Here is a 24,563-nt window from a genome sequence, read left to right on the forward strand (position 1 = left end):
TTCGACCACTCACGGTGATCCATGGCTGAACCCCCGCTGAAAGGCATCCGCGTCATCGAACTCGCTCGCATCCTGGCAGGCCCCTGGGCCGGGCAGCTGCTCGCCGATCTCGGCGCCGATGTCATCAAGGTCGAGAGCCCGGACGGCGGCGACGACACCCGCAAATGGGGCCCGCCCTTCGTCATGAGCCATGACGGCGAGAACCTTTCGGCGGCTTATTATCATTCCTGCAATCGCGGCAAGCGCTCGATTGCCATCGATTTCTCCAAGCCCGAAGGCGCCGAAACGCTCCGCCGCCTCGTCGCCACGGCCGACGTGCTGATCGAGAACTTCAAGCTCGGCGGTCTCAAGAAATACGGGCTCGACTATGAGAGCCTGAAGAGGATCAACCCGCGTCTCGTCTATTGCTCGATCACCGGCTTTGGCCAGGACGGGCCGTACGCGCCCCGCGCGGGGTACGATTTCATCATCCAGGCCATGGCCGGCATGATGTCGATCACCGGCGAGGCCGGCCGCGAGCCGCAAAAGGCAGGCGTCGCCATCTCCGACCTGTTCACTGGGCTTTATTCGGTGATCGCCATCCAGGCGGCGCTCCGCCACGCAGAAAGGACCGGTGAAGGCCAGCATATCGACATGGCGCTCTTCGACAGCCAGATCTCGGCGCTCGGCAACCAGAACCTCAACTATCTGGTCTCCGGCAAGTCGCCCGAGCAGATGGGCAACGCGCATATGAACATCGCGCCTTACGAGGTGCTGCCGGTCAAGGACGGCCATATCATCCTGGCGGTCGGCAATGACGGACAATTCACCAAGTTCTGCGCAGTGGTCGGGCTGACCGAGTTGCCCGCCGATTCCGATTTCGCCACCAACCCCGCCCGCGTCGCCAATCGCGCAAAGCTGCGCGAGCGGATCATCGAGACGCTGAGCACGTGGAATCGCGATCCGCTGCTGGCGAAGCTCGAGGCGGCCGGCGTGCCGGCAAGCCCGATCAACACGATCGGCCAGATGTTCGCCGATCCGCAGACGATCGCGCGCGGCATGCGGCTCGACCTGGACGACGGTCATGGCAATTTGCTGCCTTCGGTACGTGCGCCGATGGTGATGTCCGGCACGCCGCTCGTCTATGAGCGCCCCTCGCCGCGTCTCGGCGAGCACACTGAGGAAATCCTTGCCGAACTGGAGAGAGCAGCGAAATGAAAACCGGCGGACAATTGATCGTCGAGGCGCTCGAAGCGAACGGCACCGACCGCATCTTCTGCGTTCCAGGCGAATCCTATCTGGCGGTGCTCGACGCGCTGCATGACTCGCCGATCCGTACCATCGTCTGCCGTCAGGAAGGCGGAGCGGCGATGATGGCCGACTGCCAGGGGCGCCTGACCGGCAAGCCCGGGATATGCTTTGTCACCCGCGGCCCCGGCGCCACCAACGCTTCGGCCGGCATTCATATCGCCATGCAGGATTCGGTGCCGCTGATCCTGTTCATCGGCCAGGTCGCCAGTCACGCCAAGGAGCGCGAGGCTTTTCAGGAGGTCGACTACAAGCGCTTCTTCGGCGACATCGCCAAATGGGTGGTCGAGATCGACGATGCCTCGCGCATCCCGGAATTCGTCACCCGCGCCTTCGCGGTGGCGACGTCGGGCCGACCTGGTCCGGTCGTCATCTCGCTGCCCGAGGACATGCTGACCAGCGAGGTCGAGGCCCCACCGGCGCTGGCTCATACGCCGGTCGAAACAAGCCCCGGTGAAGCCGAACTCGACCGGCTTGAGGCCCTGCTCAATGCCGCCAAACGGCCAATTGCCATCCTGGGCGGCACGCGCTGGGATTTTCAAGCGGTTCAAGACGTCACCCGGATCGCCGAGGCGTGGTCACTGCCGGTCGGCTGCTCGTTCCGCCGCCAGATGCTGTTCGACCACTTGCATCCGAACTATGCCGGCGATGTCGGCATCGGCATCAATCCGAAGCTGGCTGCAGCGATCAAGCAGGCAGACCTGGTGCTGCTCATCGGCGGCCGCATGGGCGAGATGCCGTCCTCGGACTATACGCTGTTGAAAAGCCCATACCCCGACCAGATGCTGGTGCATGTCCACGCCGACGCCGGCGAGCTTGGCCGCGTCTATCGGCCGACCCTGGCGATCAACGCCTCCCCCACCGCCTTCGTGCGGGCTTTCGCCAGACGCAAAGGTTCGGCCGCGCCCGGTTGGGCGGCGGAGACGGCAAAGCTGCATGCCGCCTATCTCGAATGGTCGACGCCGCCTCAGACCGGCCCCGGCGCCGTCCAGATGGGGCCGATCATGACCTATCTGGAAAAGGCGCTCCCGGAAGACGCCATCCTCACCAACGGCGCCGGCAACTACGCCACCTGGGTGCATCGCTTCCACCGCTTCCGCCGCTTCGCCACGCAGGCGGCGCCGACTTCCGGCTCGATGGGCTACGGCACGCCGGCCGCGGTCGCGGCCAAGGCCCTGTACCCGGATCGCGAGGTCATCGCGTTTGCCGGCGACGGCTGCTTTCTGATGAACGGGCAGGAGTTCGCGACCGCCGTGCAATACGACCTGCCGATCATCGTGGTGGTCGTCAACAACGGCATCTACGGCACGATCCGCATGCATCAGGAGCGGGAATATCCGAGCCGCGTCGTGGCGACCGATCTCAAGAACCCGGATTTCGCCGCCCTCGCCCGCGCCTATGGCGGTCATGGCGAGACCGTCGAAAAGACCGAAGACTTTGCGCCGGCCTTCGAACGCGCACGCGCCAGCGGCAAACCGGCGATCGTCGAGATCAGGCTCGATCCCGAAGCCATTACGCCGACCCGCACGCTGACACAGATACGCGACAAGTCCTGATCCGGCAGAACGAGGCGGTCGCCCCTCGTTGCCTGAGGAAACTCCGCTACATCGATCCGCCGGCTTTCTCGATCTGGCCGCGGATCTCGCCGTCCGGATTCGCCTTGGTGTGGACGTTGACGTAGTACTTGCCGGCCTCGAGGTCGGCCGCCTGCGCGTCGGTCAGCGTCGCCGATCCCTTGATCGGGCTCTTGAGCTTCTTGAATGGGATCACCGGAGGTGCGTTTTCACCCGACGCGGCCGGCCCGTGAATGTGAGCAGCCGTCGCAGGTCCGCTGAGGCCGGAATATTTGACGTTCCAGCTGAGCTTCTTCTTGGCGGTGTCGAAGGTGAATGTGGCGGTTCCCTTGCCTTTGGTGGTGACGGGCGGGCTCTGCTGGCTGCCGTCGAGCGTCGCATTGTACTTCACAGTTTCGGCCAAGGCCGGAGATGCGAGCAGCAAAGCAGTCGAGACAGCAAAGGCCGAAAGCATCGGCCATGATTGGATGCGCATTGGAGAACCTCCTTGGCTGGCGCGCATCCGCCCCGCCGCGGCTCCCCCGGCGCGCGGATGCCCCACTGCAACGGTTGGCAGGCCGCTTGTATCCCTGCACACGGATATTTTACCACAGCAAAGAAAAAGGGGCGGTCACCCGCCCCCGTTAAGTCTCGACTGGCGAGGTCGACCTTACTTGATCGCCTTGTCGGTTATCGCGGTCGTATAGGCGCCCGACGGCTCCTTCGCGATGATCTTCTGGTCGAGCAGCGCCTTGGCGGTGCGCTCATAGGTGGCCGGATCGAGCTTGCCGTCGGCATTGTCGATCAGCTTGGCGACTTCGCCCATCATGCGCTTCTGATGGTTCTCGTCCTGGCCGCCATTATCCATGACGATCTCGGCCGCCTCATCCGAATTGTCGACGGCGTATTTCCAGCCCTTCATCGAGGCGCGCACGAAGCGCACCATCTTGTCCTCGAAGGCCGGATCCTTGAGCTTGTTCTCCAGCGCGTAGAGGCCGTCCTCGAGCAGGTCGTTGCCCATGGCCGAATAGTTGAAGACGGTGAGCTGCTCCGGCTTGTAGCCGGCGTCGATCAGCTGCCAGTACTCGTTATAGGTCATGACCGAGATGCAGTCCGCCTGCTTCTGGATCAGCGGCTGCACGTCAAAGCTTTGCTTCAGCACGGTGACGCCGTCCTTGCCGCCGTCGGTCTTGAGGCCGAGCTTGTTCATCCAGGCATAGAACGGGTACTCGTTGCCGAAGAACCAGACGCCGAGGGTGTGGCCCTTGAAGTCGGCTTCGGTCTTGATCGGGCCGTCCTTCGGGCAGACCAGCTCCATGCCGGCTTTCTTGAACGGCTGGGCAATGTTGACCAGCGGCACGCCTTTTTCACGGGCGGCCAACGCGCCGCCCATCCAGTCGACGATCACATCGGCGCCGCCGCCGGCGATCACCTGCTCGGGCGCGATATCCGGCCCGCCCGGCTTGATGTCGACGTCGAGCCCTTCGGCCTCGTAGAAGCCCTTGGCCTTGGCGACGTAGTAGCCGGCGAACTGGGCCTGCGTGACCCATTTCAGCTGCAGCGTCACCTTGTCGGCCGCCATCGCTTGGAAAGCGGCCAGCGACATCGCCCCGGCCAGAGCAGAAATTACCAGTCTTTTCATGTTTTTACCCTCTGAAGTTAGCACCCAAACCCACAGCCCCTATCCACCACGGACAGAGGGATGCCAAAACGTGACGGCTCTCTCGACAAGAGCGACCACGCCATAAAAGACCGAACCCGCAAGTGCTGCAACTGCGATTTCGGCCCAGACCATGTCGATGTTCATCCGCCCGACTTCCGTCGAAATGCGGAATCCCATGCCGACCACGGGCGTGCCGAAGAACTCCGCGACGATGGCGCCGATCAGCGCCAGCGTCGAGTTGATCTTCAGCGCATTGAAGATGAACGGCATTGCCGCCGGCAGCCCCAGCTTCAGCAAGGTCGGCCAGTAGCCCGACGCATAAGTGCGCATCAAATCGCGCTCCATGTGGCCGGAGGCGGCAAGCCCCGCGACGGTGTTCACCAGCATCGGGAAGAAGGTCATGATGATGACGACCGCCGCCTTGGACGGCCAGTCGAAGCCGAACCACATCACCATGATCGGCGCGACGCCGATGATCGGCAGCGCCGATACCATGTTGCCGATCGGCAGCAGCCCGCGTCTGAGGAACGGCACACGGTCGGCAAGGATGGCGACGACGAAGCCGGCGAGATTGCCGACGATGTACCCGATCAGCACTGCCTTGAAGATCGTCTGCCGCACGTCCGATCCCAGGATCGGCAGCGAGTTGGCGATGCGCGCGCCGATGGCGCTCGGCGGCGGCAAAAGGATGAAGGGAATGCCGGCGCCGCGCGTCACCGCTTCCCAGATGATCAGGATCCAGGCGCCGAAGATCGCCGGAATGATCAGCCGCAGCGCCGTTTTGGCCCCGCTGGCTGCCGGCCGTAGCGAGGACAACAGCGCGACGCAGCGCCAGGCAAGCAACCAGGCGGCCGCGAGAACCAGAAAGTACGGCGCCAGTGCCGTGCCCTCGAAGCCTCCGATGCCCTTGACCAGAAGCCACGCTGCGACATGGGCGCCGATGAACAGGACAACGGCTTCGATAAGTAGCGCGAGTCTCACCGTCGAAACCAGCGCCGCGATCAGCAGCAATCCGAGGATGAGACCTTTGGTGCCCATATACGGGTAGGCAACCGTCGCGGCAGGCTCGGCCAGCGCAGCCGCTTCCGGTGTCGACATCGCGCCGAGCGCGAAGGCGACGACGCAAAGAAGGATCGCCAGCACCGCTTGCCAGGATGGTTTCAGCCAGGTCATGCCGGCCTCCCGCCCATGGCGCGGTCGACCAGGCGGCCAGCGATGCCGACCACCATGACCAGAAGCGCGGCAACCACCGAGCCCGCAACCAGCGCCGACCAGATGTCGATCGTCTGGCTGTAATAGGCGCCGGAAAGCAGCTTGGCGCCGATGCCGGCGACAGCACCCGTCGGCAATTCGCCGACGATGGCGCCGACCAGGCTCGCCGCCACCGCCACCTTCATCGACGTGAACAGGAACGGCACCGATGCCGGGACGCGCAGCTTCCAGAAGGTCTGCGAGGCGCTGGCATTATAAGTGTGCATCAGGTCGAGATGCATGAGCTCGGGCGAGCGCAATCCCTTCACCATGCCGACCGCAACCGGAAAGAACGACAGATAGGTCGAGATCAGCGCCTTCGGGATCAGCCCGGTGATGCCGATGGCCGCCAGCACCACGATGATCATCGGCGCCACCGCCAGGATGGGAATGGTCTGCGAGGCGATGATCCATGGCATCAGGCTGCGGTCGAGCGTCGTCACATGCACGATGCCGACGGCGATCACGATGCCGAGCGCCGTGCCGAAAGCAAAGCCGAGCAGCGTCGAGGACAGCGTCACCCAGGCATTGTAGACAAGACTGCGGTTCGAGGTGATGCCGCGCAGGAAGGTGTTCTCGAAGAAGTTCACCGCCACCTGGTGCGGCGCCGGCAGCGTCGGCTTCGGCTGCGACAATGTCTTGCCGATGAATTCGACCGTGCCGGGGGTTTCGTTGGCTCTGGCGTCGAGATCGCGCTGGAACGGCGCATTGAGGATGACGGCGAAGGCATACCAGAGCACCACCACGCCGGCGAGGATTGAGGTGACCGGGATGATCTTGGAACGGAAGGAGTCCATTTAGCAGGCCTTCCCCCGGCGCAACGGCAGCACGCGGCGCTGCGTGTTTTTCGTCATCATAGGGCGGAGCAAGGAGCGAAGCGACGCGGCGCAGACCCTAGGATCCATGCCGTTACCTCGACGCTCCGCTGTGACGCAGAATACGGCTCCGTGCGCCGCGCTCAGCTCGTCGGGTATTCTGAGCCGCTTACGGCCTTCGGCCGAGGTCACGGCATGGATCCTAGGGTCTGCGCTCCGCTTCGCGTCGCTCCGCCCTAGGATGACGAAATCACGGCGGTCGGCTCCCGCCACGCGCGCGGCTTCGCGCTTGCTCCGCCCCAGGATGTCGAAGCAGCGGGTGTCCGTCCGCTGGCAAGCACCCTCAATCATCATAGCTGTGCCCCGCCCTCAACCCGTCGCGCACGCGCGCGGCGATCGCCAGGAATTCCGGCGTCTCGCGGATGTCGAGCGGCCGCTTCCTGGGCAAGGTAGATTCGATCACGTCGGTGACGCGGCCCGGCCGCGGCGACATCACCACGATGCGGGTCGAGAGATAGACCGCCTCGGGAATCGAATGGGTCACGAAGCAGATCGTCTTGTTGGTCGAATCCCAGAGTTCGAGAAGCTGTTCGTTCAGATGGTCGCGCACGATCTCGTCGAGCGCGCCGAAGGGCTCGTCCATCAAAAGCAAATCGGCGTCGAAGGCGAGCGCGCGCGCGATCGAGGCGCGCTGCTGCATGCCGCCGGACAGCTGCCAGGGATACTTCTTCTCGAAGCCGGAGAGGTTGACGAGTTCGAGGGTGCGCTTGATGCGTTCCGCCTGCTCGGCCTGGCTGAGGCCGATGATTTCCAGCGGCAGCGCCACATTGCGCTCGATCGTACGCCAAGGAAACAACGCCGCCGCCTGGAAGACATAGCCGTAAGCCCGCTTCTCGCGCGCCTGCTCCGGCGAAATCCCATTGACGGAGATCGTTCCCGAGGTCGGCTTCTCCAGATCGGCGATGACGCGCAGCAAGGTTGTCTTGCCGCAGCCGGAGGGGCCGATGAAGGAGACGAACTCACCCTTGCCGATGGTGAGATCGACATTGGACAGCGCCTGCACCGGACCGTCGTTGGTCTGGAAGGTGAGGCCGAGCTTGCTTGCCGAAACGACGGCTGGCGACTGTCCGCTCATCGGCAGAAACCTGTCTTTCGCAGCCGCTGCCGCGCCGGCCGGAATCCGGTTGATTTTACGATTGCCTTGCTTTCCACTCGTCCAGTCCCACTTGATCGACGCCCGGAGCCTTGCCGATGTCGCCTAAACCCACATGCCATCTTATTCGCCCTGAAAGCACTTATGAAGGCAAGCAAGGCTTGAGCTATTTCGCCGGTATTGCCGCCGAAACCGTCGGCTCCTCCGGCATTTGTATGCATCTTCTCACCATGCCGCCCGGCGCCCGCGCCAAGGCGCATATGCATGAGAACCACGAGACCGCGATCTATGTGCTCTCCGGCGAGGTCCATACCTGGTATGGTGACCGGCTCGAGCATCACAAAGTCGTCCAGGCCGGCGACCTGTTCTACATTCCGGCGGGAGTTCCGCATCTGCCCGCCAATCTGAGCGGTGCGCCCTCTTCGGCGGTCATCGCCCGCACCGATCCCAACGAGCAGGAAAGCGTGGTCCTGATGCCGGAACTGGATGCGTTGGTTGCCTGAAGTCGACGGGACCGCCGTCATTTGCACCGGGAGACTTCTCCCATTGCCTTGCCGTCCTTATCGGCGATCACCAGTCTCTTGGCGTTCTTGGCGCTGCGCTTGATGATGAACTGAGCCGGCGACTGCCCCTCCTCGCCTTCCGCCTCGCACTGCGCCGTCACCATAAGAGAGCCATCCGCCTGGGGTCTCTTGTCGGTAAAGGTGCAGGCGCTGGCGACCGTGACGAGCGCCTCGCTGGTCAACAGCAGCATGTCCTCGGCATAGACCTCCTGGCCGTTCTTGTTGATGCAGCCGGATTTGTTGCCCCAGGGCTTGGAGAGATCGATGCCGGCGGCGAAAGCTTGGCCGGCGGCCAGCAGCACGGCTGCCCCGGTCAGAAGGTGAGTTGCGCGCACGCTCAAACTCCGGTCGCCGGAATGCCGGTGCGCTCCACCTTGCGCGGTGCGCTGATCTCCTTCCAGGTCGAAAGCGCGCGGCTGACGGCGGCGTTCGGTTCGCGCGCCACGAACTCCCCGTGCCCGACCTTGGCCTTGACGTCCGCTTCTTCGATCGACAGTTCGCCGCGCGAAAAGACGAAGCGCGGCAGCCCTGTCACCTCGAAACCCTCAAAGACGTTGTAGTCGATCACCGACTGCTGGTTCTTGGCCGTGATCGTCTTCTTGCGCTTCGGGTCCCAGACCACGATGTCGGCATCCGCGCCTTCGACGATCGCGCCCTTCTTCGGATACATGTTGAGGATCTTGGCGATGTTGGTCGAGGTCACCGCGACGAACTCGTTCATCGTCAGCCGACCGGTGTTGACGCCGGTCGTCCAAAGCACGGGCAAACGATCCTCGAGGCCGCCGGTGCCGTTCGGGATCTTGGTGAAGTCGCCGACGCCGTTGCGCTTCTGCTTGGTGGTGAAGGAGCAGTGGTCTGTCGCCACCACCTGCAGCGATCCGGCCTGCAGGCCCGCCCACAGCGAATCCTGGTGCCACTTGCTGCGGAAAGGCGGGCTCATCACGCGCCGCGCCGCATGGTCCCAGTCCTTGTTGAAATATTCGCTCTCGTCGAGCGTCAGGTGCTGGATCAGCGGCTCGCCATAGACGCGCATGCCCTTCTGGCGTGCCCGGCGGATGGCTTCATGGCTCTGCTCGCAGGAGACATGCACGACATAGAGCGGCACGCCCGCCATGTCGGCGATCATGATGGCGCGGTTTGTCGCCTCGCCTTCCACTTCGGGCGGACGCGAATAGGCATGCCCCTCGGGGCCGTTATTGCCGGCGGCAAGCAGCTTCTGCGAGAGTGCCGCGACCACGTCGCCATTTTCGGCATGGACCAGCGGCAGCGCGCCGAGATCGGCGCAGCGCTGGAACGAGGAATACATCTCGTCGTCGTCGACCATCAGCGCGCCCTTGTAGGCCATGAAGTGCTTGAACGAGGTGATGCCCCTGTCGACGACGGTCGCCATCTCGTCGAAGACCTGCTTGCCCCACCAAGTGATCGCCATGTGGAAGGAATAGTCGCAGGCAGCCTTCGAGGTCTTGTTGTCCCACATCTGCAGCGCCTCCAGCAGCGACTGCTGCGGCGCCGGCAGGCAGAAATCGACGACCATGGTCGTGCCGCCGGAAAGCGCCGCGCGCGTGCCGGATTCGAAATCGTCGGCCGAATAGGTGCCCATGAAGGGCATTTCGAGATGGGTGTGCGGATCGATGCCGCCCGGCATGACATAGCAGCCCGTGGCGTCGAACTCGTGATCGCCATGCAGGTTCGAGCCGATGGCGATGATCTTGCCGTGCTGCATCAGCACGTCGGCTTTCCACGTGCGGTCGGCGGTGACGATGGTGCCGTTCTTGATGACTTTGGTCATATCTGTTCCCCTGATCTTTTCGCGCTTCTTTGCGAGCGGCTTTTTCGAGGTGATTTCTATTCGGTCATTCGACGATTCCTGCCGTCTCGACCACCGCGTGGAACAGCACATCGGCGCCTGCCGCCGCCCATTCCTTGGAGATGTCCTCGGCCTCGTTGTGGCTGAGCCCGCCGACACAGGGACACATGACCATGGTCGCCGGCGCGACCTTGGCCGCCCAGCAGGCGTCGTGGCCGGCACCGGATATGATGTTCATGTGGCTGTAGCCCAGCTTCTCGGCGGCGGTGCGGACACGGCCGACCAGCGTCGGATCGAAGGTCACCGGATCGAAATGGCCGACCGCCTCGACGGCGCATTTCACGCCGAGCGGCTCGCAGATCTTCGGCGCCTCCTTCTCGATGCGGGCGCGCATGCCGTCGAGCTTCGCCTTATCGGGCGAGCGGATATCGACAGTGAAGATCACAGTGCCCGGCAAAACGTTGCGGGAGTTGGGCGAGAACTTCACCTGGCCTACACCGCCGACGGCGCCAGGCTGGTTCTCCATCGCGACCGTCTGCACCATCTCCAGGATGCGGGCCATGGCCAACCCCGCATTGACGCGCATGTTCATCGGGGTCGAGCCGGTATGCGCCTCCCTGCCGGTCAGCGTGAATTCCAGCCACCACAGGCCCTGGCAGTGGGTCACCACGCCGATCTGCTTGTTCTCGGCCTCGAGGATGGGCCCCTGCTCGATATGGTACTCGAAATAGGCGTGCATCTTGCGCGCGCCGACCGTCTCGTCGCCGACCCAACCGATCCGCTTCAGCTCGTCGCCGAAGCTCAGGCCGTCGAGATCCTTGCGGGCATAGGCATAGTCCTGCGTGTGAACGCGTGCGAACACGCCGGAGGCGAGCATGGCCGGCGCGAAACGGGCTCCCTCCTCGTTCGTCCAGTTGGTGACGACGATCGGATGTTTGGTCTTGATGCCGAGATCGTTGAGCGAGCGCACGACCTCGAGGCCAGAGAGCACGCCGAGCACGCCGTCATATTTGCCGCCGGTGGGCTGGGTATCGAGATGGGAACCGACATAGATCGGCAGTGCGTCCGGATCGGTGCCGGGCCGCGTCATGAACATGGTGCCCATCTGGTCCACGCCCATCGTGAGCCCGGCCTCGTCGCACCAGGACTTGAACAGTTCGCGGCCTTGCTTGTCGGAATCGGTCAGCGTCTGGCGATTGTTGCCCCCGGCGATGCCGGGGCCGATCTTCGCCATCTCCATGATGGAATCCCACAAACGGTCTGAATTGATTCGCAGATTCTCGCCGGGGGCGGCCATTCAAAGTCCTCTCATTTCAGGTCTCCGGTCGGGCGGCGGTTCCCGTCGCCGCCCGAACGGTTTGAGCAGTTAGTCTATCGAGCGCAGAACATCGCGAACATGGTCGATCAGTTCGTTGATCTGGCCCTTGGTGATGATCAGCGGCGGCGACAGCGCGATGATGTCGCCGGTTGTGCGGATCAGAGCGCCGCGTTCGAACGCTTTGACGAAGGCCGAGAAGGCCCGCTTGGTCGGGCTACCGGCGATCGGCGCCAGCTCGATCGCGCCGATCAGGCCGATATTGCGGATGTCGATGACATGCGGCTCGCCCTTCAGCGAATGCAGCGCGTCTTCCCAGTAAGGCGCCAGCTCCTCGCCTCGGCTTAGCAGGCCTTCATCCTTATAGGTGTCCAAAGTGCCGAGAGCCGCGGCGCAGGCGATCGGATTGCCCGAATAGGTGTAGCCGTGGAAGAACTCGATCATGTGCTCCGGGCCGTTCATGAAGGCGTCGTGGATTTCCTTCTTCACGAAAACCGCGCCCATCGGGATGACGCCGTTGGAGACGCCCTTGGCCGTCGTCATGATATCCGGCGTGACGCCGAAATAATCGGCGGCGAATGGCGCGCCAAGACGGCCGAAGCCGGTGATCACTTCATCGAAGATCAACAATATGCCGTGCTTGGTGCAGATTTCTCGAAGCTTCTGCAGGTAGCCTTTCGGCGGCAGGATGACGCCGGTCGAGCCTGCGACCGGCTCGACGATGACCGCAGCGATGGTCGAGGCGTCATGCAGGGTGACGAGACGCTCCAGCTCGTTCGCCAGTTCGGCGCCGTGCTCAGGCACGCCCTTCGAGAAGGCGTTCTTCTCCGGCAGGTGGGTGTGCGGCAGATGGTCGACGCCGCCGAGCAGCGTGCCGAACATCTTGCGGTTGGCGACGATGCCCCCGACCGAAATGCCGCCGAAATTGACGCCGTGATAGCCGCGCTCGCGGCCGATCAGCCGGGTGCGCGAGCCCTCGCCGCGGACACGGTGATAGGCGATCGCCATCTTCAACGCGGTCTCGACCGATTCCGAACCGGAATTGGTGAAGAACACATGGTCCATGCCCTTCGGCGCGATATCGACCAGGCGGTTCGCCAGTTCGAAGACGATCGGGTGGCCCATCTGGAAGGCCGGCGCATAGTCGAGTTCGGCGGCCTGCTGCTGAATGGCCTCGGTGATCTTCGGCCGGCAATGGCCGGCGTTGACGCACCAGAGGCCTGCAGTGCCGTCGAGCACCTTGCGGCCATCGCTCGTCGTGTAGTGCATGTCCTTGGCGGACACGAACATGCGCGGCGCCTGCTTGAACTGCCGGTTTGCCGTGAACGGCATCCAGAATGCGCTGAGATCGTTCGGCGTGACTTTCAGCCGGTTGGACATGACCAAGATTTCCCCTTGTAACCTGTTTCTGTGCGCTAACGCTTGGTCTTCCCAAGGCTTGGTCTTCGTTGCGTTTTCGTGCTACGCAAAATTTTGACCGGTTGGACAAACGTTAGCACCGCCCTGTCGGCGGTCAAGGGACTACTAACGGAAATGCGGCATCGAAAGCGCGCTCCACGGCTCGGAGAAAAACTGGTCCAGAGAATTGGTCCAGAGTGCCCACACGGCAGCAGCCGGCAAGGATGACGGACACGATGGAAGGCTCAGTTCCACGCCGCACCCGCATCCAGCAGGAAAAGCGCGAGCTCATCCTGGAGGCCGCGCTCGAAGTCTTCTCCGCCAACGGTTTTCGCGGCTCGACCATCGACCAGATCGCCGAAGCCGCCGGCATGTCGAAGCCGAACCTCCTCTATTACTTCCGCCGCAAGGAGGACATTCACGAGACATTGATGCAGCGGCTCCTGGACACCTGGCTGGCGCCGCTCCGCGAGCTTGACGATATCGGCGATCCGATGACCGAGCTCAGAAGCTACATCCGCCGCAAGCTCGAAATGGCGCGCGATTTTCCGCGTGAAAGCCGGCTCTTCGCCAACGAGATCCTGCAGGGCGCGCCGCGCATCATGCCGATGCTCGAGGGCGAGCTGAAAACGCTGGTCGAGGAGAAGGCCGCCGTCATCAAGGGCTGGATGCGCGCCGGCAAGATCGCCCGCACCGACCCCTGGCATCTGATCTTCTCGATCTGGGCGACGACGCAGCATTACGCCGATTTCGACGTCCAGGTGCGCGCCGTGCTCGGCCCCGACCGCGGCGGCGACGGCCGCTTCGAGGATGCTGCCCGGTTCCTGGAGCAACTGTTCCTCGATGGGCTGAAGCCGAAAGCTTAGGTCGGGCGAAGATCAGGCGCTGCGCCGCTCGGCGGGCTTCTCTTCCAGCAGCTTCTTGAGCTTGGCGATCGTATTCTGCTCGGGCAACGGCGTGTAGACGATCAGCCGCATGTCCGAGCCGTCGTCGATCGACAGGCTCATATGCTCGAAAGCCATCGGGCCGGCTGTGGGATGGCGGACGTGTTTCACGCCCGTCAGCCTTCTCGCCACGTCCCGCCGCGGCCACCAATCACGGAACTCCGGGCTTGAGCGCATCATCAGCGCGATCAGCCGCTCGAAATCCGGATCGCCGACATATTTGGCGCTCTCCGCGCGAAACGAAGCGAGCACCACGCGGGCAAGCTCTTCCCAATCGACCAGCAGCCGGCGGTGATGCGGGCTTGTGAACACCAGATGGACGATGTTGCGGGCATCGCCCTCCAGCAGGCCATAGTCGCCGAACACGGCGACCGCCGCCGGATTCCAGGCGAGCACGTCCCAACGCCGGCCAACCACATAAGCCGGCTGCAAGACGAGGCTCCTCAGCATGTGCAGCAGTGTGGCGTCGACCTTTTCAGAGGTCGCCGCGCGCTGCTCCGGCTGCTGGCGGCCGGCAAGGATGAACAGATGCCGCTTCTCGACGGTGTCCAGGCGCAGCGCCTCGCAGAGCGCGGTCAGCACTTCGACCGAGGGCCGCACGTCCCGCCCTTGCTCCAGCCAGGTGTACCAGGTGGTGCCGACGCCGGCGATCATTGCCACTTCCTCGCGCCTCAGCCCGGGCGTACGCCGCCTGGCGCCGCTCGCAATCCCAATGTCGGCAGGCGAGAGCCGCTCCCGGCGCGAGCGCAGGAAAGCGCCGAGCTCGCGGCGGCGGCTGTCCTCAGGGGAATGGGGCACGGCATCCATGCAGCTATTATAGCAGTATCGATACCAGGATAAAATTTGAACTGTTTGCCCTGCGCGCCGCGCCCCATCTTGCGTTCAGAGCAGCATAAGGAGGCTCTGAACATGGAACTTAAGAACAAGACCGTTCTCGTCACCGGCTCGACCGGCGGGGTTGGCCGCGTGGTCGCTGAAAGGCTCGGCGCTGCCGGCGCCCGCGTGCTGGTGCATGGCCGCAACAAAACTCGCGCCAAGGCGACAGTCGCTGCCATCGAAGCCGAGGGCGGCAACGCCGAATTTCTGCTTGCGGATCTTTCGTCGCTCGCCGAAGTGCGCCGCCTTGCCGACGCCGTGCGGGCAGGAACCGACCGGCTCGACATATTGATCAGCAATGCCGGCGTCGGCACGGGCGGCGAAGGCGCAAAAAGGCAAGTGAGCGCCGACGGCTACGAAATGCGCTTCGCCGTAAACTATCTCGCAGGCTTCCTGCTGTCGTCGGAGCTTTTGCCCTTGCTAAAGGCAAGCGCGCCGGCGCGCATCGTCAATGTCGCCTCCGCCGGCCAGCAGGCGATCGATTTCGACGATATCAATCTGGCCCGCGGCTACAGCGGCGTGCGCGCCTATTGCCAGAGCAAGCTGGCGCAGATCTTGTTCACCATCGATCTGGCCGAGCAGCTCGAAGGCAGCGGCGTCACCGTCAATGCACTCCATCCGGCAAGCTACATGGATACCACCATGGTCCGGCAGGCCGGCATCACACCGTGGAGCTCGGTCGAGACCGGCGCCGACGCGATCCTCAACTTGGCAATATCTCCGGCGCTCGAAGGGCGCAGCGGCCTCTATTTCGATGGCCAGCGGGAATCGCGCGCCGATGCCCAGGCCTATGACGAAAAAGCCCGCAGCCGTTTGCGGGCGCTCAGCCTCGAACTGACCGGACAATCTTCCGCGACATCCAAGGAACAGCATTCATGAGCATCGAACATTGCGTCATCATCGGCGGGTCGTCTGGCATTGGCCTTGCCACAGCCAAACGGCTGCTCAGCCCCACGATGAAGGTGACGATCACCGGCCGCAGCGAGGACAAGCTGAACAACGCCTGGAAGAGCCTCGGCGACACCGTCGGCAAGGCCGCTTTCGACGCGACCAAGCCGGACGCGGTCCGGCACTTCTTCGATGGTCTCGGCCCATTCGACCATCTCGTTCTCGCCGCAAGCGGCGGCAGGGGCCTTGGGCCGTTCGCGACCCTCGACCTTGCCGACATCGGCAGCGGCGTCGACGAGAAGATCAAGCCGCAACTAGGCTGCTTGCAAGCGGCCCTGCCGACCTTGAACAAAGCCGGATCGGTCACTTTCATTTCGGCCGTCTCGGCGCAGATCGCAGCACCCGGCATTGCCGGCATCGGCGCCATCAACGGCATGCTTTTGACCGTAGTCCCGATCCTGGCCATCGAACTGAAGCCGCTGCGCGTCAACGTCGTGGCCCCCGGCGTCATCGATACGCCCTGGTGGGACTTTCTATCGGGCGAAGAGCGGCAGGCGGTCTTTGCCGAGTACGCCGGAAAGACGCCGGTCGGCCGCATCGGCCGCGCCGAGGACGTCGCCGACGCGATCGCCTTGCTGGTGTCCAACGGTTTCATGACCGGCCAGGTGCTGACCTGCGACGGCGGCCTGCGCTTCGCCGCCTGAATGGATCAATTGGAAAAGAGGCCGGGCAAGAAGGCCAGCACCATCAGCCCGGCGACGACCGCATACCAGACAGCCAGGTGGACGGCCTTCATCAGCGGGCGGCCGACTTCCCGCGCCCGCTTCGGGTGGAGAGGGTCATAAATCACTTCGACCGCTGCGCCGACGTTCCCGGTCGTTCTGTTGACCGGCAGGTGCGAGTAGAAACGCCAGGTCTTGCCCAGTCGGTCGGCGAATTCGATGATCGGCGTGTCCGGCCCGTCGCTCGACTTGTCGATGCCGATCACCTTGCCGGTGGCAAAGGCGCCGCGTCGCCTGAGCATGATGTCGCCATAGGTCTGTATGGCGACGACCGCGAGGAAGAAGACGCCGCACAGAAAGCACCATATCTGAATGTCGCTCGGATGCTGGCCGAAGGCTCCCGCGACTGCACGGAACGGAGCCAGCGCCTGGTGGAAGGCATCCGAAACGCGTGCCCAGAATGCAGTCCAGCTCTGCTCCATGAACGCTCCGACGGGCGAACCTGTTTTTTGCCAATACAGGACAATCGCGACAAACCGATTAACGCGGCGCCGCTCAATTGTGCGGAATCCGCAGTTGTCAGGCATAGTGCGTGATCAGTGCCAGAATGCCGCTGGGTAAGGCGACATTGGCGACGAAGCCGTTGATGCGTGAGGCGCGATCCGGCCCTGATGATCCCAGAAATCTAAAACATCGGCGTCGCGAAGGCCGCTGCAGCGAGGCCACCCCCAAGCAACGACAGGCAGGGGCGGCTCCTATGAACCCACCGAGCGCCTCAGAATTTGTAGTTGATCTTGCCGACGACGACATTTTCCGTGTCGCGATTGTCGACCGTAGCAATCGGTACCACACTGGCAAAGCCGCTCCTGGTGCCGAAGTCGTAGTAGTTCCATTCCGCTCCGGCGGTCCAGTGATCGGTGAAGGCGTATTCAACGCCAAGGCCAGCGGTCCAGCCGACGCGCGATCCGCCCCCGAAGGTCTGAACAAAAGGCTGAAACGCGGTGAATTTGTACTTAGTGAATGCGATACCACCATCGCCATAAACCAAGAAACGGTCGAAAGCGTATCCGAGACGGCCACGCACCGAGCCCAGGTAATCCTGCTTGGTCTCGCAGGTGGTGAATGTGGCATTTGCACCACATTGGTCGTCGCCCTTTACGGTCGAGCCCGCGAGGTCGCCTTCAATGCCGAGGACATATTGGCCGATCTGGTAATTGTAGCCGATCTGGCCTCCGAAATTCCCCCCGGACCCGTTGGTGTTGAAGGGAAGGAAGAAATTCCCCGACCAATGGCTGTCATTCCACCCGCCGCCGATCTGGCCGCCGACATAGAAGCCGGTCCACGAAAAAGGCATGGCGGCGACTGGCTGGACGAGGTCCGCCGCCAGGACCGGTGACGAGATCGCCCGAACCGCGACCGAACAAAGCAATGCAAGTTTCATGCGAGCCTCCCGCATGGATCGACGCAGTCGTATCTCTGGGGGTTCGTGGATCACAACTACACGTTTAAGCTCTCGAAATTGTGATCACGTGCAGTTGCACGAATGCAACAGCTACCGCACGCCGAAGAGCCACGGCAAAGCCGGCCAAATCCCCACTTTCAACCGTCGACAGGCAAGGATCGCTCCCATGAGTCCAACACCGATCCGTCCATCACCCAGATGTGATGCCAACCAGCCGAAACGTGCTGAGACAAGGTGACGGTCTCAAACTAAATCGCCGACCTCAAGAGCAGTTCAAAGAGACTGATCTGCCAGCAAAGCTGACGACCAACGCCATGAAATCGTACGTCATCAACTTGGATCGCAGCCCCGACAGATGGCAGCGGATGGTCGATCGCCTCAACTCGATCGGAGCAGCCTTCGAACGAGTCCCGGCGGTCGACGGGCGGCTGCTCAGCGACGCTGAAATTTGGGACGTCCACAAGCCCGTCGCTGGCGCGGCCACGATGACGCCGGAAGAGGTGGGGTGCTTCCTGAGCCACCGTAAATGCTGGGAGCGGATCGTGTCGGGCCCGGACGCCTACGGCTGCGTTTTCGAAGACGACATGTTGATATCCAAGCAAGCGGCACTGTTCCTGGGTGAGGACACCTGCTGGATTCCCGCGGACGCGGACATCATCAAGATCGAAGCAGTCCCCGGAAGAGTGTGGCTTGACCGCGTGATTTCTCCGCTACCCGGCACCTTCAAACTGGCGGTTCTGCGGAGCTTTCTCTGGGGGTCCGGCGGATACATCCTGTCGAAAGTGGCGGCCGAGCGCCTCTTAGCACTCACAAGAGTATTCTCGGACGCGGTGGACCATGTGAAGTTCAACCCCGCCTGTGGAATAGCCCGCAGTCTGAAATCCTATCAGGTGATCCCGGCCCTTTGCGTTCAGACACAGGTCTTCTCTCCCAACGGATCCAATTTGATCGATGCTCCGGCGCTCGCAATGCACAGTGATCCGCGTTTTCCGGAGAACCTGGAGAACAGGCCATGGCTGGAGCGAAAAGTTCTGCGGGCGTTTCATCGGGTGGCACACAGGCTGCGCCGACATTGGCGAACCGAGATCCTGTTTGCCGATCAGCCCGGCTGCTTTCGGCCACACGCAAGGTAGGTCAGTTTGTTGACGTATTCTCGGTCGGTCTGGACGAAATCCCGCGCGAACAGATCAGCACCGAAAGGATCCTATCGATCCTCCACCGTGAGGGCCGGTTCAGCACTTTTGAGGCCTCGGCAAACCCAACGATCGCCCGCGCCATGACGACCATCTTGAAAAAGATGTCTGGCCTGATCGAGACCTATCTGGAGGAGAGCCACAAAACATCGGCGTCGCGACGATCAGGAACAGGGTCAGGCTTGCCACCAGCCCGGTCCATAAGCCGCCAATCACCAGCCGTCCGGCGCGACCTGCAGGACATGCCCAGCCACAATGCCGGCCCTGCCTACGGCACGCCGCGTACCGCCATCATCGGGATGAGCAGATCTTGTGCTGGACGTTGCGCAGGCCGGCAATGACGAAGGCGCCGCCGAGCAGCAGGCGCGCGGCAAACAGAATCTCGTTCTGAAAATTCTCAAACATGTCATTGATCTCGCAAATGAAAGCCGCGCGGAACGTTTTGCGATCCGCGCGGCTTTGGACAGTCAGGCAGCCCTGGCGGCCGGCATCGGATGGATGGCGTGGAACGACACGCAGAGCCGGTTCCAGGTGTTGATCATGCCGATCACCACTGTCAGCTTGACCAGCTCTTCCTCGGAGAACTGCTCCAGCGTCCTGGCGTAGAGATCGTCCGGAACGCCATTGTCGGAGATGTTCGTCACCTTCTCGGTCCAGGCGAGCGCGGCGCGCTCGCGCTCGGAAAACAGCGGCGACTCCTTCCAGGCGGCGACCAGATAAAGCCGCTGCTCCGTTTCGCCATCGCGTCTTGCCTCGCGGCTGTGCATCTCGACACAATAGGAACAGCCATTGATCTGCGAAGCCCTGAGCTTGACCAGGTGCATCAGGCTTTCTTCCAGCCCGCACTCCTCGACGGCCTTGTTGAGCGCCATCACCGCCTTCATGATTTCAGGCGCCTTGGCGAAGAACTGCAGCCTCTGTTTCATTCTCTTACCTTTCACGCTTTGCTTGGTTGTTGAACTTTTGCAGCCGCTGATGGCGTTCGACGAAGGCGCAGCTTGCGGCGACGGTGCGGGGATCGGCGTCGTTCATGAAATCGGCGACGATGTCGGAGAGCTTTGCCTCGGCAAGGGCGGCACGATAAGCGCGCTCGGCCTTCAGCATCGCGGCATTGATGCCGCACGGTTTGACATAGGCCGACGCGTCTAGCTTGACCGGCCCGCGCTGGCGGATCTCTCCGCAGCGGAAGGCCGGCTCCCTGCCCTCGACCGCAAGCACGATGTCGAGCAGCGTGATCCGCTCGGCCGGCCGCGCCAGCCTGTAGCCGCCTGCCGGCCCCGGCACGGATTCCAGGATGCGCGCCGTTGTCAGCTGATTGAGATGCTTCAAGAGATAGCTCGGCGACAGGCCGAACGCCTCGGCCATGGCCGCGCCCGACATGGTGCTGTTGCCGTCGACGCCGGCAAGCATGGCGGCGCAGTGGATCGCCGCTTCGACGCCCTCTCCCAGCTTCACGATCTTTGGCTCCAATTCATGGATAGTACTTATCATGGATAATTCTTATCTGCAATATAGGTAACGAAAAACGGCACCCGAAGGCGCCGCATTTCTTTCAAAAGTGTTCCCTACTCCGCGGCCACCTTGGCCATCGGATTGTTCGGATGCGTCGTCCAGTTCGCGTAGACCGGCGACACCGGCATGCCCGTGCGCCGATCCAGCACGCCGGCGGCCAGCGGTTCCATGGTGATGCAGCCCTCGACCGGGCAGACATTGACGCAAAGATTGCACCCGACGCATTCGGCTTCGATCACCTCGAAATGCCTGACACCGTCGACCATGCTGGTGATGGCCTGGTGCGAGGTGTCCTCGCAGGCGATGTGGCAGCGCCCGCATTTGATGCACGCGTCCTGGTCGATATGCGCTTTGGCGACATAGTTCAGGTTGAGATACTGCCAGTCGGTGACGTTGGGCGTGGCGCGGCCGATGATGTCGGAGAGCGAGGCGTGGCCCTTCTCGTCCATCCAGTTCTCCAGTCCCGCGATCATCTCCTGCACGATCTTGAAACCATAAGTCATTGCCGCCGTGCAGACCTGCACGTTGCCGGCGCCGAGCGCCATGAATTCGGCAGCATCCCGCCAGGTTGTGATGCCGCCGATGCCCGAGATCGGCAGGCCGTGCGTTTCCGGATCGCGCGCGATCTCGGCCACCATGTTCATCGCGATCGGCTTCACCGCCGGGCCGCAATAGCCGCCATGCGAGCCCTTGCCATCGATGGTCGGCTGCGGCGCGAAACTGTCGAGGTCGACCCCGGTGATCGAGTTGATGGTGTTGATCAGCGACACCGCGTCGGTGCCGCCGGCCTTGGCGGCGCGCGCCGGCTTGCGGATGTCGGTGATGTTCGGCGTCAGCTTGGTGATGACCGGCATGCGCGTGTACTGCTTGCACCAGCGCACCACCATCTCGATATATTCCGGCACCTGACCCACCGCCGAGCCCATGCCGCGTTCGCTCATGCCGTGCGGGCAGCCGAAATTGAGCTCGATGCCGTCGGCGCCGGTCTCCTCGACCAGCGGCAGGATCGCCTTCCAGCTTTCCTCCTCGCAAGGCACCATGATCGAGGCGACCAGCGCCCGATCCGGCCAGTTCATCTTCACCTGCTTCATCTCGCGCAGATTGGTCTGCAGGTCGCGGTCGGTGATCAGCTCGATATTGTTCAGGCCGAGCAGCCGGCGGTCGGCGCCCCAGATCGCGCCGTAGCGCGGGCCGTTGACGTTGACGACCGGCGGGCCCTCTTCGCCAAGCGTCTTCCAGACCACGCCGCCCCAGCCGGCTTTGAAGGCGCGTTCGACATTATAGGCCTTGTCGGTCGGCGGCGCCGAAGCCAGCCAGAACGGATTTGGCGACTTGATGCCGACGAAGGTGTTGCGGATGTCTGCCATGCTCATGCCCTCCCGTTAGAGGTCAGTGCCCGGTGGATGGATTCGGCGGCGTCGCGGCCTTGCGCCACGGCCGAGACCGTCAGGTCGTCGCCGCCGAAGATGCAGTCGCCGCCCGCCCAGACTTTCGCCAGCGAGGTGCGGCCCTCGGCATCGACCCTGATGCGGCCGCCATCGAGCTCGATGGAAGCAACGCTGCCGTTGAGATGAGCCGGCACAAAGCTCTGGCCAATCGCCTTGAACACCTGGTCGGCGTTGAGCCTCAGCATTTCGCCGGTACCGGCGAGCTTGTCGCCATTCATGGCTGTGTATTCGAGCTCGATCGCCGACACTTTGCCGTTCTCGGCGATGACGCGCTTCGGCTGCAGCCAGTGGCGGATCGTGACGCCGTTCGCGGCGGCCAGATCCTGCTCGAAGCCGGAGGCATTCATATGCTCCTGGCCGCGCCGGTAGCAGATCGTCACCTCCTCGGCGCCGAGCAGCTTCGACTGCACCGCGGCGTCGATCGCCGTCATGCCGCCGCCGATGACGACGACGCGGCGGCCGACCGGCAGGCTGGAAAGGTCGCTTGCCTGCCTGAGTTCGGCGATGAACTCGACTGCGTTGGCGACGCCATCCGTATCCTCGCCTTCGGCGCGCAGCGCATTGACGCCGCCGAGCCCGAGGCCAAGGAACACCGCATCGTAGTTGCGGATCAGGTCGGAAAGCTGGAAGTCCCGTCCGAGCGCTTTGCCGTTCTGGATGTCGATGCCGCCGATCGCGGTGACGTAGTCGACCTCGGCCTGAGCGAAATCGTCGACGCTCTTGTAAGCCGCGATGCCGTATTCATTGAGGCCGCCGGCCTTCGGCCGCGCTTCGAGGATCGTCACATCGTGGCCGTGGCGGGCCAAGCGATGCGCCGCCGCCAGGCCCGCTGGCCCGGCGCCGACCACAGCGACCGTTTTTCCGGTCGGTTCGGCGCGCTTGTAGAACTGCTTGCCCTCATCCATCGCGACATCGGTCGCATAGCGCTGCAGCCGGCCGATCTGCACCGGCTTGCCCTCCGCGACCTCGCGCACGCAGACCTCTTCGCACAGCGTCTCCGTCGGGCAGACGCGGGCGCACATGCCGCCAAGAATGTTCTGGTCGAAAATGGTCTTGGCCGAGCCCAGCGGATTGCCGGTCGCGATCTGCCGGATGAACAACGGGATATCGATCGAGGTCGGGCATGCATTCATGCACGGCGCATCGTAGCAGAAATAGCAGCGATCGGCCTCAACCAGCGCCTCGTGGTGATCGAGCGGCGGGTGCAGGTCGGAAAAATTATCGGCGTATTGCTCCGCAGACAGCCGGCCGCCGGCTATGCCTTCGATGAAATGACCAGTCGCCATTCCAGTTCCCCTTGTTTGTTTTGAGGAAAGCTAGCACGTTTTATTTTTTTATCAATTGGTCAATTTTCGGCCAAGCTGCTGTATTGCTTGGACAAAACATGATAGTCGTACTCATATTATCGCGACGCCGATGTCTGTCGGTTCAGCGCTTTCAATCCTGGAGGGATGGATCGACCTGATCTCGTCGGCCACGAGTTCCTGCAGGCGCCACAGATTGCGGTCATGGATGCCGAATGTTTCGAGGTGGCTGACGGTGTTGTAAAGATATTCGGCGCCGGAACCGACATGGCCGCATGCGCGTGCCAGTGTCTTTGCCACCCTTTCGAGCGGCTGCCTGAGCGACGTGCCCCTACCCGTCACCCCGATCCAGAAGCTCCGATTTTGATGCGTGTCGGTCGCCCAAAACCGCTGCGCATTTTTGAGTGACATGCATGAGCGCCTTGCCGTTCTCGATTTCTGGTCCAGATGTCGGATTTCTGTCGCCGAGATCGTCCTATGATGGATCGGAACCGCGATCGCTGCCTGAACCGGTGAGGAGACCGACCATGCCGAATGCCGCAAAACCCTTCTTCTGGTACGAACTGATGACCACCGACCTCGACGCCGCCGAGGCTTTCTATACTGCCGTCGTCGGCTGGCGGGCCGAGCCCTTCGACAAGGCGCCGGGCATGCCGCGCTATATCGTGATGAATTCCAGCCTGCGCGGCGTCGGCGGTTTGATGACGATGCCAGAGGATGCCGCCAAGATGGGCATGCCGCCGGCCTGGCTCGGCTACATCTACACCAAGGACGTCGATGCCTCGACGAAGGCGCTCAAGGAGGCCGGCGGTGCCGTTCATCGCGCGCCGGATGATATTCCCGGCGTCGGTCGCTTCGCCGTCGTCGCCGACCCGCAGGGCGCGACCTTCATGTTCCTGCAGCCCAACCAGCCCGAGCAGCCGCCGGTACCCGCTACCACGCGCGGCCATGTTGGCTGGCACGAGCTCTACACCTCGGACTGGAAAGCCGCTTTCGACTTCTATTCCAGCCAGTTCGGCTGGGAGAGCGCCGGTCAGTTCGACATGGGCGAGATGGGCATCTACCAGACCTTCGGCGCCGGCCCCGAATCCGGCGGCGGCATGATGAACAAGCCGCCGCAGATCCCGGTCCCGGTCTGGCAGTTCTATTTCAACGTCGACGCGATCGACGCCGCCGCCAAGCGCGTCACCGACAATGGCGGCAAGGTATTGATGGGACCGATGGAGGTGCCGAGCGCGCAGTGGATCATCCAATGCCAGGACCCGCAGGGCGCGCATTTCGCGCTGCTGGCGCCTGGGCGATAGAAACTGCCGCCCCTGTTGTGCGGCAGATGTCCGGTCCACCCTCCGCAGCCGCAACGCAGCTGCTGCGGAGGTCGGGCCGGGCAGAGGGGGCGCTGGCCCGGCGCC

24 protein-coding genes and 1 pseudogene are annotated in these 24,563 nt (G+C 63.1%); 8 read left to right on the forward strand and 17 right to left on the reverse strand.

Features of this window, described 5'->3' with window-relative positions; all coding sequences use genetic code 11:
• Positions 1-21 precede the first annotated feature (21 nt).
• Together CK221_RS20675 and CK221_RS20680 are read left to right on the forward strand one after the other, a co-directional pair.
• Positions 22-1,197 (forward strand): CaiB/BaiF CoA-transferase family protein, encoded by a 1,176-nt coding sequence (locus CK221_RS20675; RefSeq protein ID WP_095779067.1) that lies wholly within the window; start codon positions 22-24, stop codon positions 1,195-1,197.
• Complete coding sequence (locus tag CK221_RS20680) at positions 1,194-2,843, forward strand: thiamine pyrophosphate-binding protein (RefSeq protein ID WP_095779068.1); 1,650 nt, start codon at positions 1,194-1,196, stop codon at positions 2,841-2,843. The genes CK221_RS20675 and CK221_RS20680 overlap by 4 nt, the downstream gene beginning before the upstream one ends.
• A gap of 46 nt (positions 2,844-2,889) precedes the next feature.
• On the opposite strand, the gene CK221_RS20685 is transcribed toward CK221_RS20680, so the two are convergent.
• The 5 genes from CK221_RS20685 to CK221_RS20710 all read right to left on the reverse strand — a co-directional run bounded on the left by CK221_RS20685 (position 2,890) and on the right by CK221_RS20710 (position 7,704).
• Positions 2,890-3,336, reverse strand: coding sequence for a CHRD domain-containing protein (locus CK221_RS20685; RefSeq protein ID WP_066990644.1), 447 nt, complete (start codon positions 3,334-3,336; stop codon positions 2,890-2,892).
• A gap of 174 nt (positions 3,337-3,510) precedes the next feature.
• Positions 3,511-4,482, reverse strand: coding sequence for an ABC transporter substrate-binding protein (locus CK221_RS20690; protein ID WP_066990642.1), 972 nt, complete (start codon positions 4,480-4,482; stop codon positions 3,511-3,513).
• Positions 4,483-4,521: 39 nt separating this feature from the next.
• On the reverse strand, positions 4,522-5,676 hold the full coding sequence (locus tag CK221_RS20695; RefSeq protein WP_095779069.1) for an ABC transporter permease: 1,155 nt from the start codon (positions 5,674-5,676) through the stop codon (positions 4,522-4,524).
• The gene (locus CK221_RS20700; RefSeq protein ID WP_095779070.1) at positions 5,673-6,551 is read right to left on the reverse strand and encodes an ABC transporter permease; all 879 of its coding nucleotides are present in this window, start codon (positions 6,549-6,551) and stop codon (positions 5,673-5,675) included. The genes CK221_RS20695 and CK221_RS20700 overlap by 4 nt, the downstream gene beginning before the upstream one ends.
• A gap of 361 nt (positions 6,552-6,912) precedes the next feature.
• Positions 6,913-7,704 carry an ABC transporter ATP-binding protein gene (locus tag CK221_RS20710; RefSeq protein ID WP_066990627.1) on the reverse strand — a complete coding sequence of 264 codons (792 nt, stop codon included), beginning with the start codon at positions 7,702-7,704 and terminating at the stop codon, positions 6,913-6,915.
• A 110-nt stretch (positions 7,705-7,814) separates the two neighbouring features.
• On the opposite strand from CK221_RS20710, the gene CK221_RS20715 reads away from it, so the two are divergent.
• Entirely contained in the window at positions 7,815-8,225 is a 411-nt protein-coding gene (locus CK221_RS20715; RefSeq protein WP_176478031.1) for a cupin domain-containing protein, read from the forward strand.
• A 17-nt stretch (positions 8,226-8,242) separates the two neighbouring features.
• Here CK221_RS20715 and CK221_RS20720 read toward each other — a convergent pair whose 3' ends face one another.
• The 4 genes from CK221_RS20720 to CK221_RS20735 all read right to left on the reverse strand — a co-directional run bounded on the left by CK221_RS20720 (position 8,243) and on the right by CK221_RS20735 (position 12,787).
• Positions 8,243-8,620 carry a hypothetical protein gene (locus tag CK221_RS20720; protein WP_179295174.1) on the reverse strand — a complete coding sequence of 126 codons (378 nt, stop codon included), beginning with the start codon at positions 8,618-8,620 and terminating at the stop codon, positions 8,243-8,245.
• A 2-nt stretch (positions 8,621-8,622) separates the two neighbouring features.
• Complete coding sequence (hydA, locus tag CK221_RS20725; protein ID WP_095779072.1) at positions 8,623-10,074, reverse strand: dihydropyrimidinase; 1,452 nt, start codon at positions 10,072-10,074, stop codon at positions 8,623-8,625.
• A 64-nt stretch (positions 10,075-10,138) separates the two neighbouring features.
• Positions 10,139-11,389 carry a Zn-dependent hydrolase gene (locus CK221_RS20730; protein ID WP_095779073.1) on the reverse strand — a complete coding sequence of 417 codons (1,251 nt, stop codon included), beginning with the start codon at positions 11,387-11,389 and terminating at the stop codon, positions 10,139-10,141.
• Positions 11,390-11,458: 69 nt separating this feature from the next.
• Positions 11,459-12,787 carry an aspartate aminotransferase family protein gene (locus CK221_RS20735; RefSeq protein WP_095779074.1) on the reverse strand — a complete coding sequence of 443 codons (1,329 nt, stop codon included), beginning with the start codon at positions 12,785-12,787 and terminating at the stop codon, positions 11,459-11,461.
• A 254-nt stretch (positions 12,788-13,041) separates the two neighbouring features.
• On the opposite strand from CK221_RS20735, the gene CK221_RS20740 reads away from it, so the two are divergent.
• Positions 13,042-13,671, forward strand: a complete 630-nt coding sequence (locus tag CK221_RS20740) for a TetR family transcriptional regulator C-terminal domain-containing protein (RefSeq protein WP_095779098.1) — start codon at positions 13,042-13,044, stop codon at positions 13,669-13,671.
• 12 nt (positions 13,672-13,683) lie between these two features.
• On the opposite strand, the gene CK221_RS20745 is transcribed toward CK221_RS20740, so the two are convergent.
• Positions 13,684-14,556 carry a helix-turn-helix transcriptional regulator gene (locus CK221_RS20745; protein WP_066990608.1) on the reverse strand — a complete coding sequence of 291 codons (873 nt, stop codon included), beginning with the start codon at positions 14,554-14,556 and terminating at the stop codon, positions 13,684-13,686.
• Between the two features lie 102 nt (positions 14,557-14,658).
• Here CK221_RS20745 and CK221_RS20750 point away from each other — a divergent pair, with 102 nt between their 5' ends.
• A complete protein-coding gene (locus tag CK221_RS20750; protein ID WP_095779075.1) occupies positions 14,659-15,504 on the forward strand; it encodes an SDR family NAD(P)-dependent oxidoreductase in 846 nt (281 codons plus the stop codon).
• A complete protein-coding gene (locus CK221_RS20755) occupies positions 15,501-16,217 on the forward strand; it encodes an SDR family oxidoreductase (RefSeq protein ID WP_095779076.1) in 717 nt (238 codons plus the stop codon). The genes CK221_RS20750 and CK221_RS20755 overlap by 4 nt, the downstream gene beginning before the upstream one ends.
• Positions 16,218-16,222: 5 nt before the next feature.
• On the opposite strand, the gene CK221_RS20760 is transcribed toward CK221_RS20755, so the two are convergent.
• Positions 16,223-16,822: a DUF3592 domain-containing protein gene (locus tag CK221_RS20760; RefSeq protein WP_143749073.1), complete on the reverse strand. Its 600-nt coding sequence runs from the start codon at positions 16,820-16,822 to the stop codon at positions 16,223-16,225.
• A gap of 188 nt (positions 16,823-17,010) precedes the next feature.
• Entirely contained in the window at positions 17,011-17,676 is a 666-nt protein-coding gene (locus tag CK221_RS20765) for an outer membrane protein (RefSeq protein ID WP_095779078.1), read from the reverse strand.
• Between the two features lie 335 nt (positions 17,677-18,011).
• Here CK221_RS20765 and CK221_RS20770 point away from each other — a divergent pair, with 335 nt between their 5' ends.
• Complete coding sequence (locus CK221_RS20770; protein WP_179295175.1) at positions 18,012-18,830, forward strand: glycosyltransferase family 25 protein; 819 nt, start codon at positions 18,012-18,014, stop codon at positions 18,828-18,830.
• A 527-nt stretch (positions 18,831-19,357) separates the two neighbouring features.
• Here the strand turns inward: CK221_RS20770 and CK221_RS20775 are convergent.
• The 5 genes and pseudogenes from CK221_RS20775 to CK221_RS20795 all read right to left on the reverse strand — a co-directional run.
• Entirely contained in the window at positions 19,358-19,816 is a 459-nt protein-coding gene (locus tag CK221_RS20775) for a carboxymuconolactone decarboxylase family protein (RefSeq protein ID WP_095779080.1), read from the reverse strand.
• Between the two features lie 4 nt (positions 19,817-19,820).
• Complete coding sequence (locus CK221_RS20780; RefSeq protein WP_095779099.1) at positions 19,821-20,345, reverse strand: Rrf2 family transcriptional regulator; 525 nt, start codon at positions 20,343-20,345, stop codon at positions 19,821-19,823.
• Between the two features lie 110 nt (positions 20,346-20,455).
• Complete coding sequence (gene preA / locus CK221_RS20785; RefSeq protein ID WP_095779081.1) at positions 20,456-21,769, reverse strand: NAD-dependent dihydropyrimidine dehydrogenase subunit PreA; 1,314 nt, start codon at positions 21,767-21,769, stop codon at positions 20,456-20,458.
• Positions 21,770-21,771: 2 nt separating this feature from the next.
• Complete coding sequence (locus CK221_RS20790) at positions 21,772-23,136, reverse strand: NAD(P)-dependent oxidoreductase (protein WP_066990587.1); 1,365 nt, start codon at positions 23,134-23,136, stop codon at positions 21,772-21,774.
• A 111-nt stretch (positions 23,137-23,247) separates the two neighbouring features.
• Positions 23,248-23,508, reverse strand: a pseudogene (locus tag CK221_RS20795) (gamma-glutamylcyclotransferase); the annotation flags it as partial.
• 173 nt (positions 23,509-23,681) lie between these two features.
• Between CK221_RS20795 and CK221_RS20800 the strand changes: the two are divergent.
• Positions 23,682-24,458, forward strand: coding sequence for a VOC family protein (locus tag CK221_RS20800; RefSeq protein WP_095779082.1), 777 nt, complete (start codon positions 23,682-23,684; stop codon positions 24,456-24,458).
• The last annotated feature ends 105 nt before the right edge of the window (positions 24,459-24,563 follow it).

Source organism: Mesorhizobium sp. WSM3868 (assembly GCF_002294785.1).
Classification (GTDB): Bacteria; Pseudomonadota; Alphaproteobacteria; order Rhizobiales; family Rhizobiaceae; genus Mesorhizobium.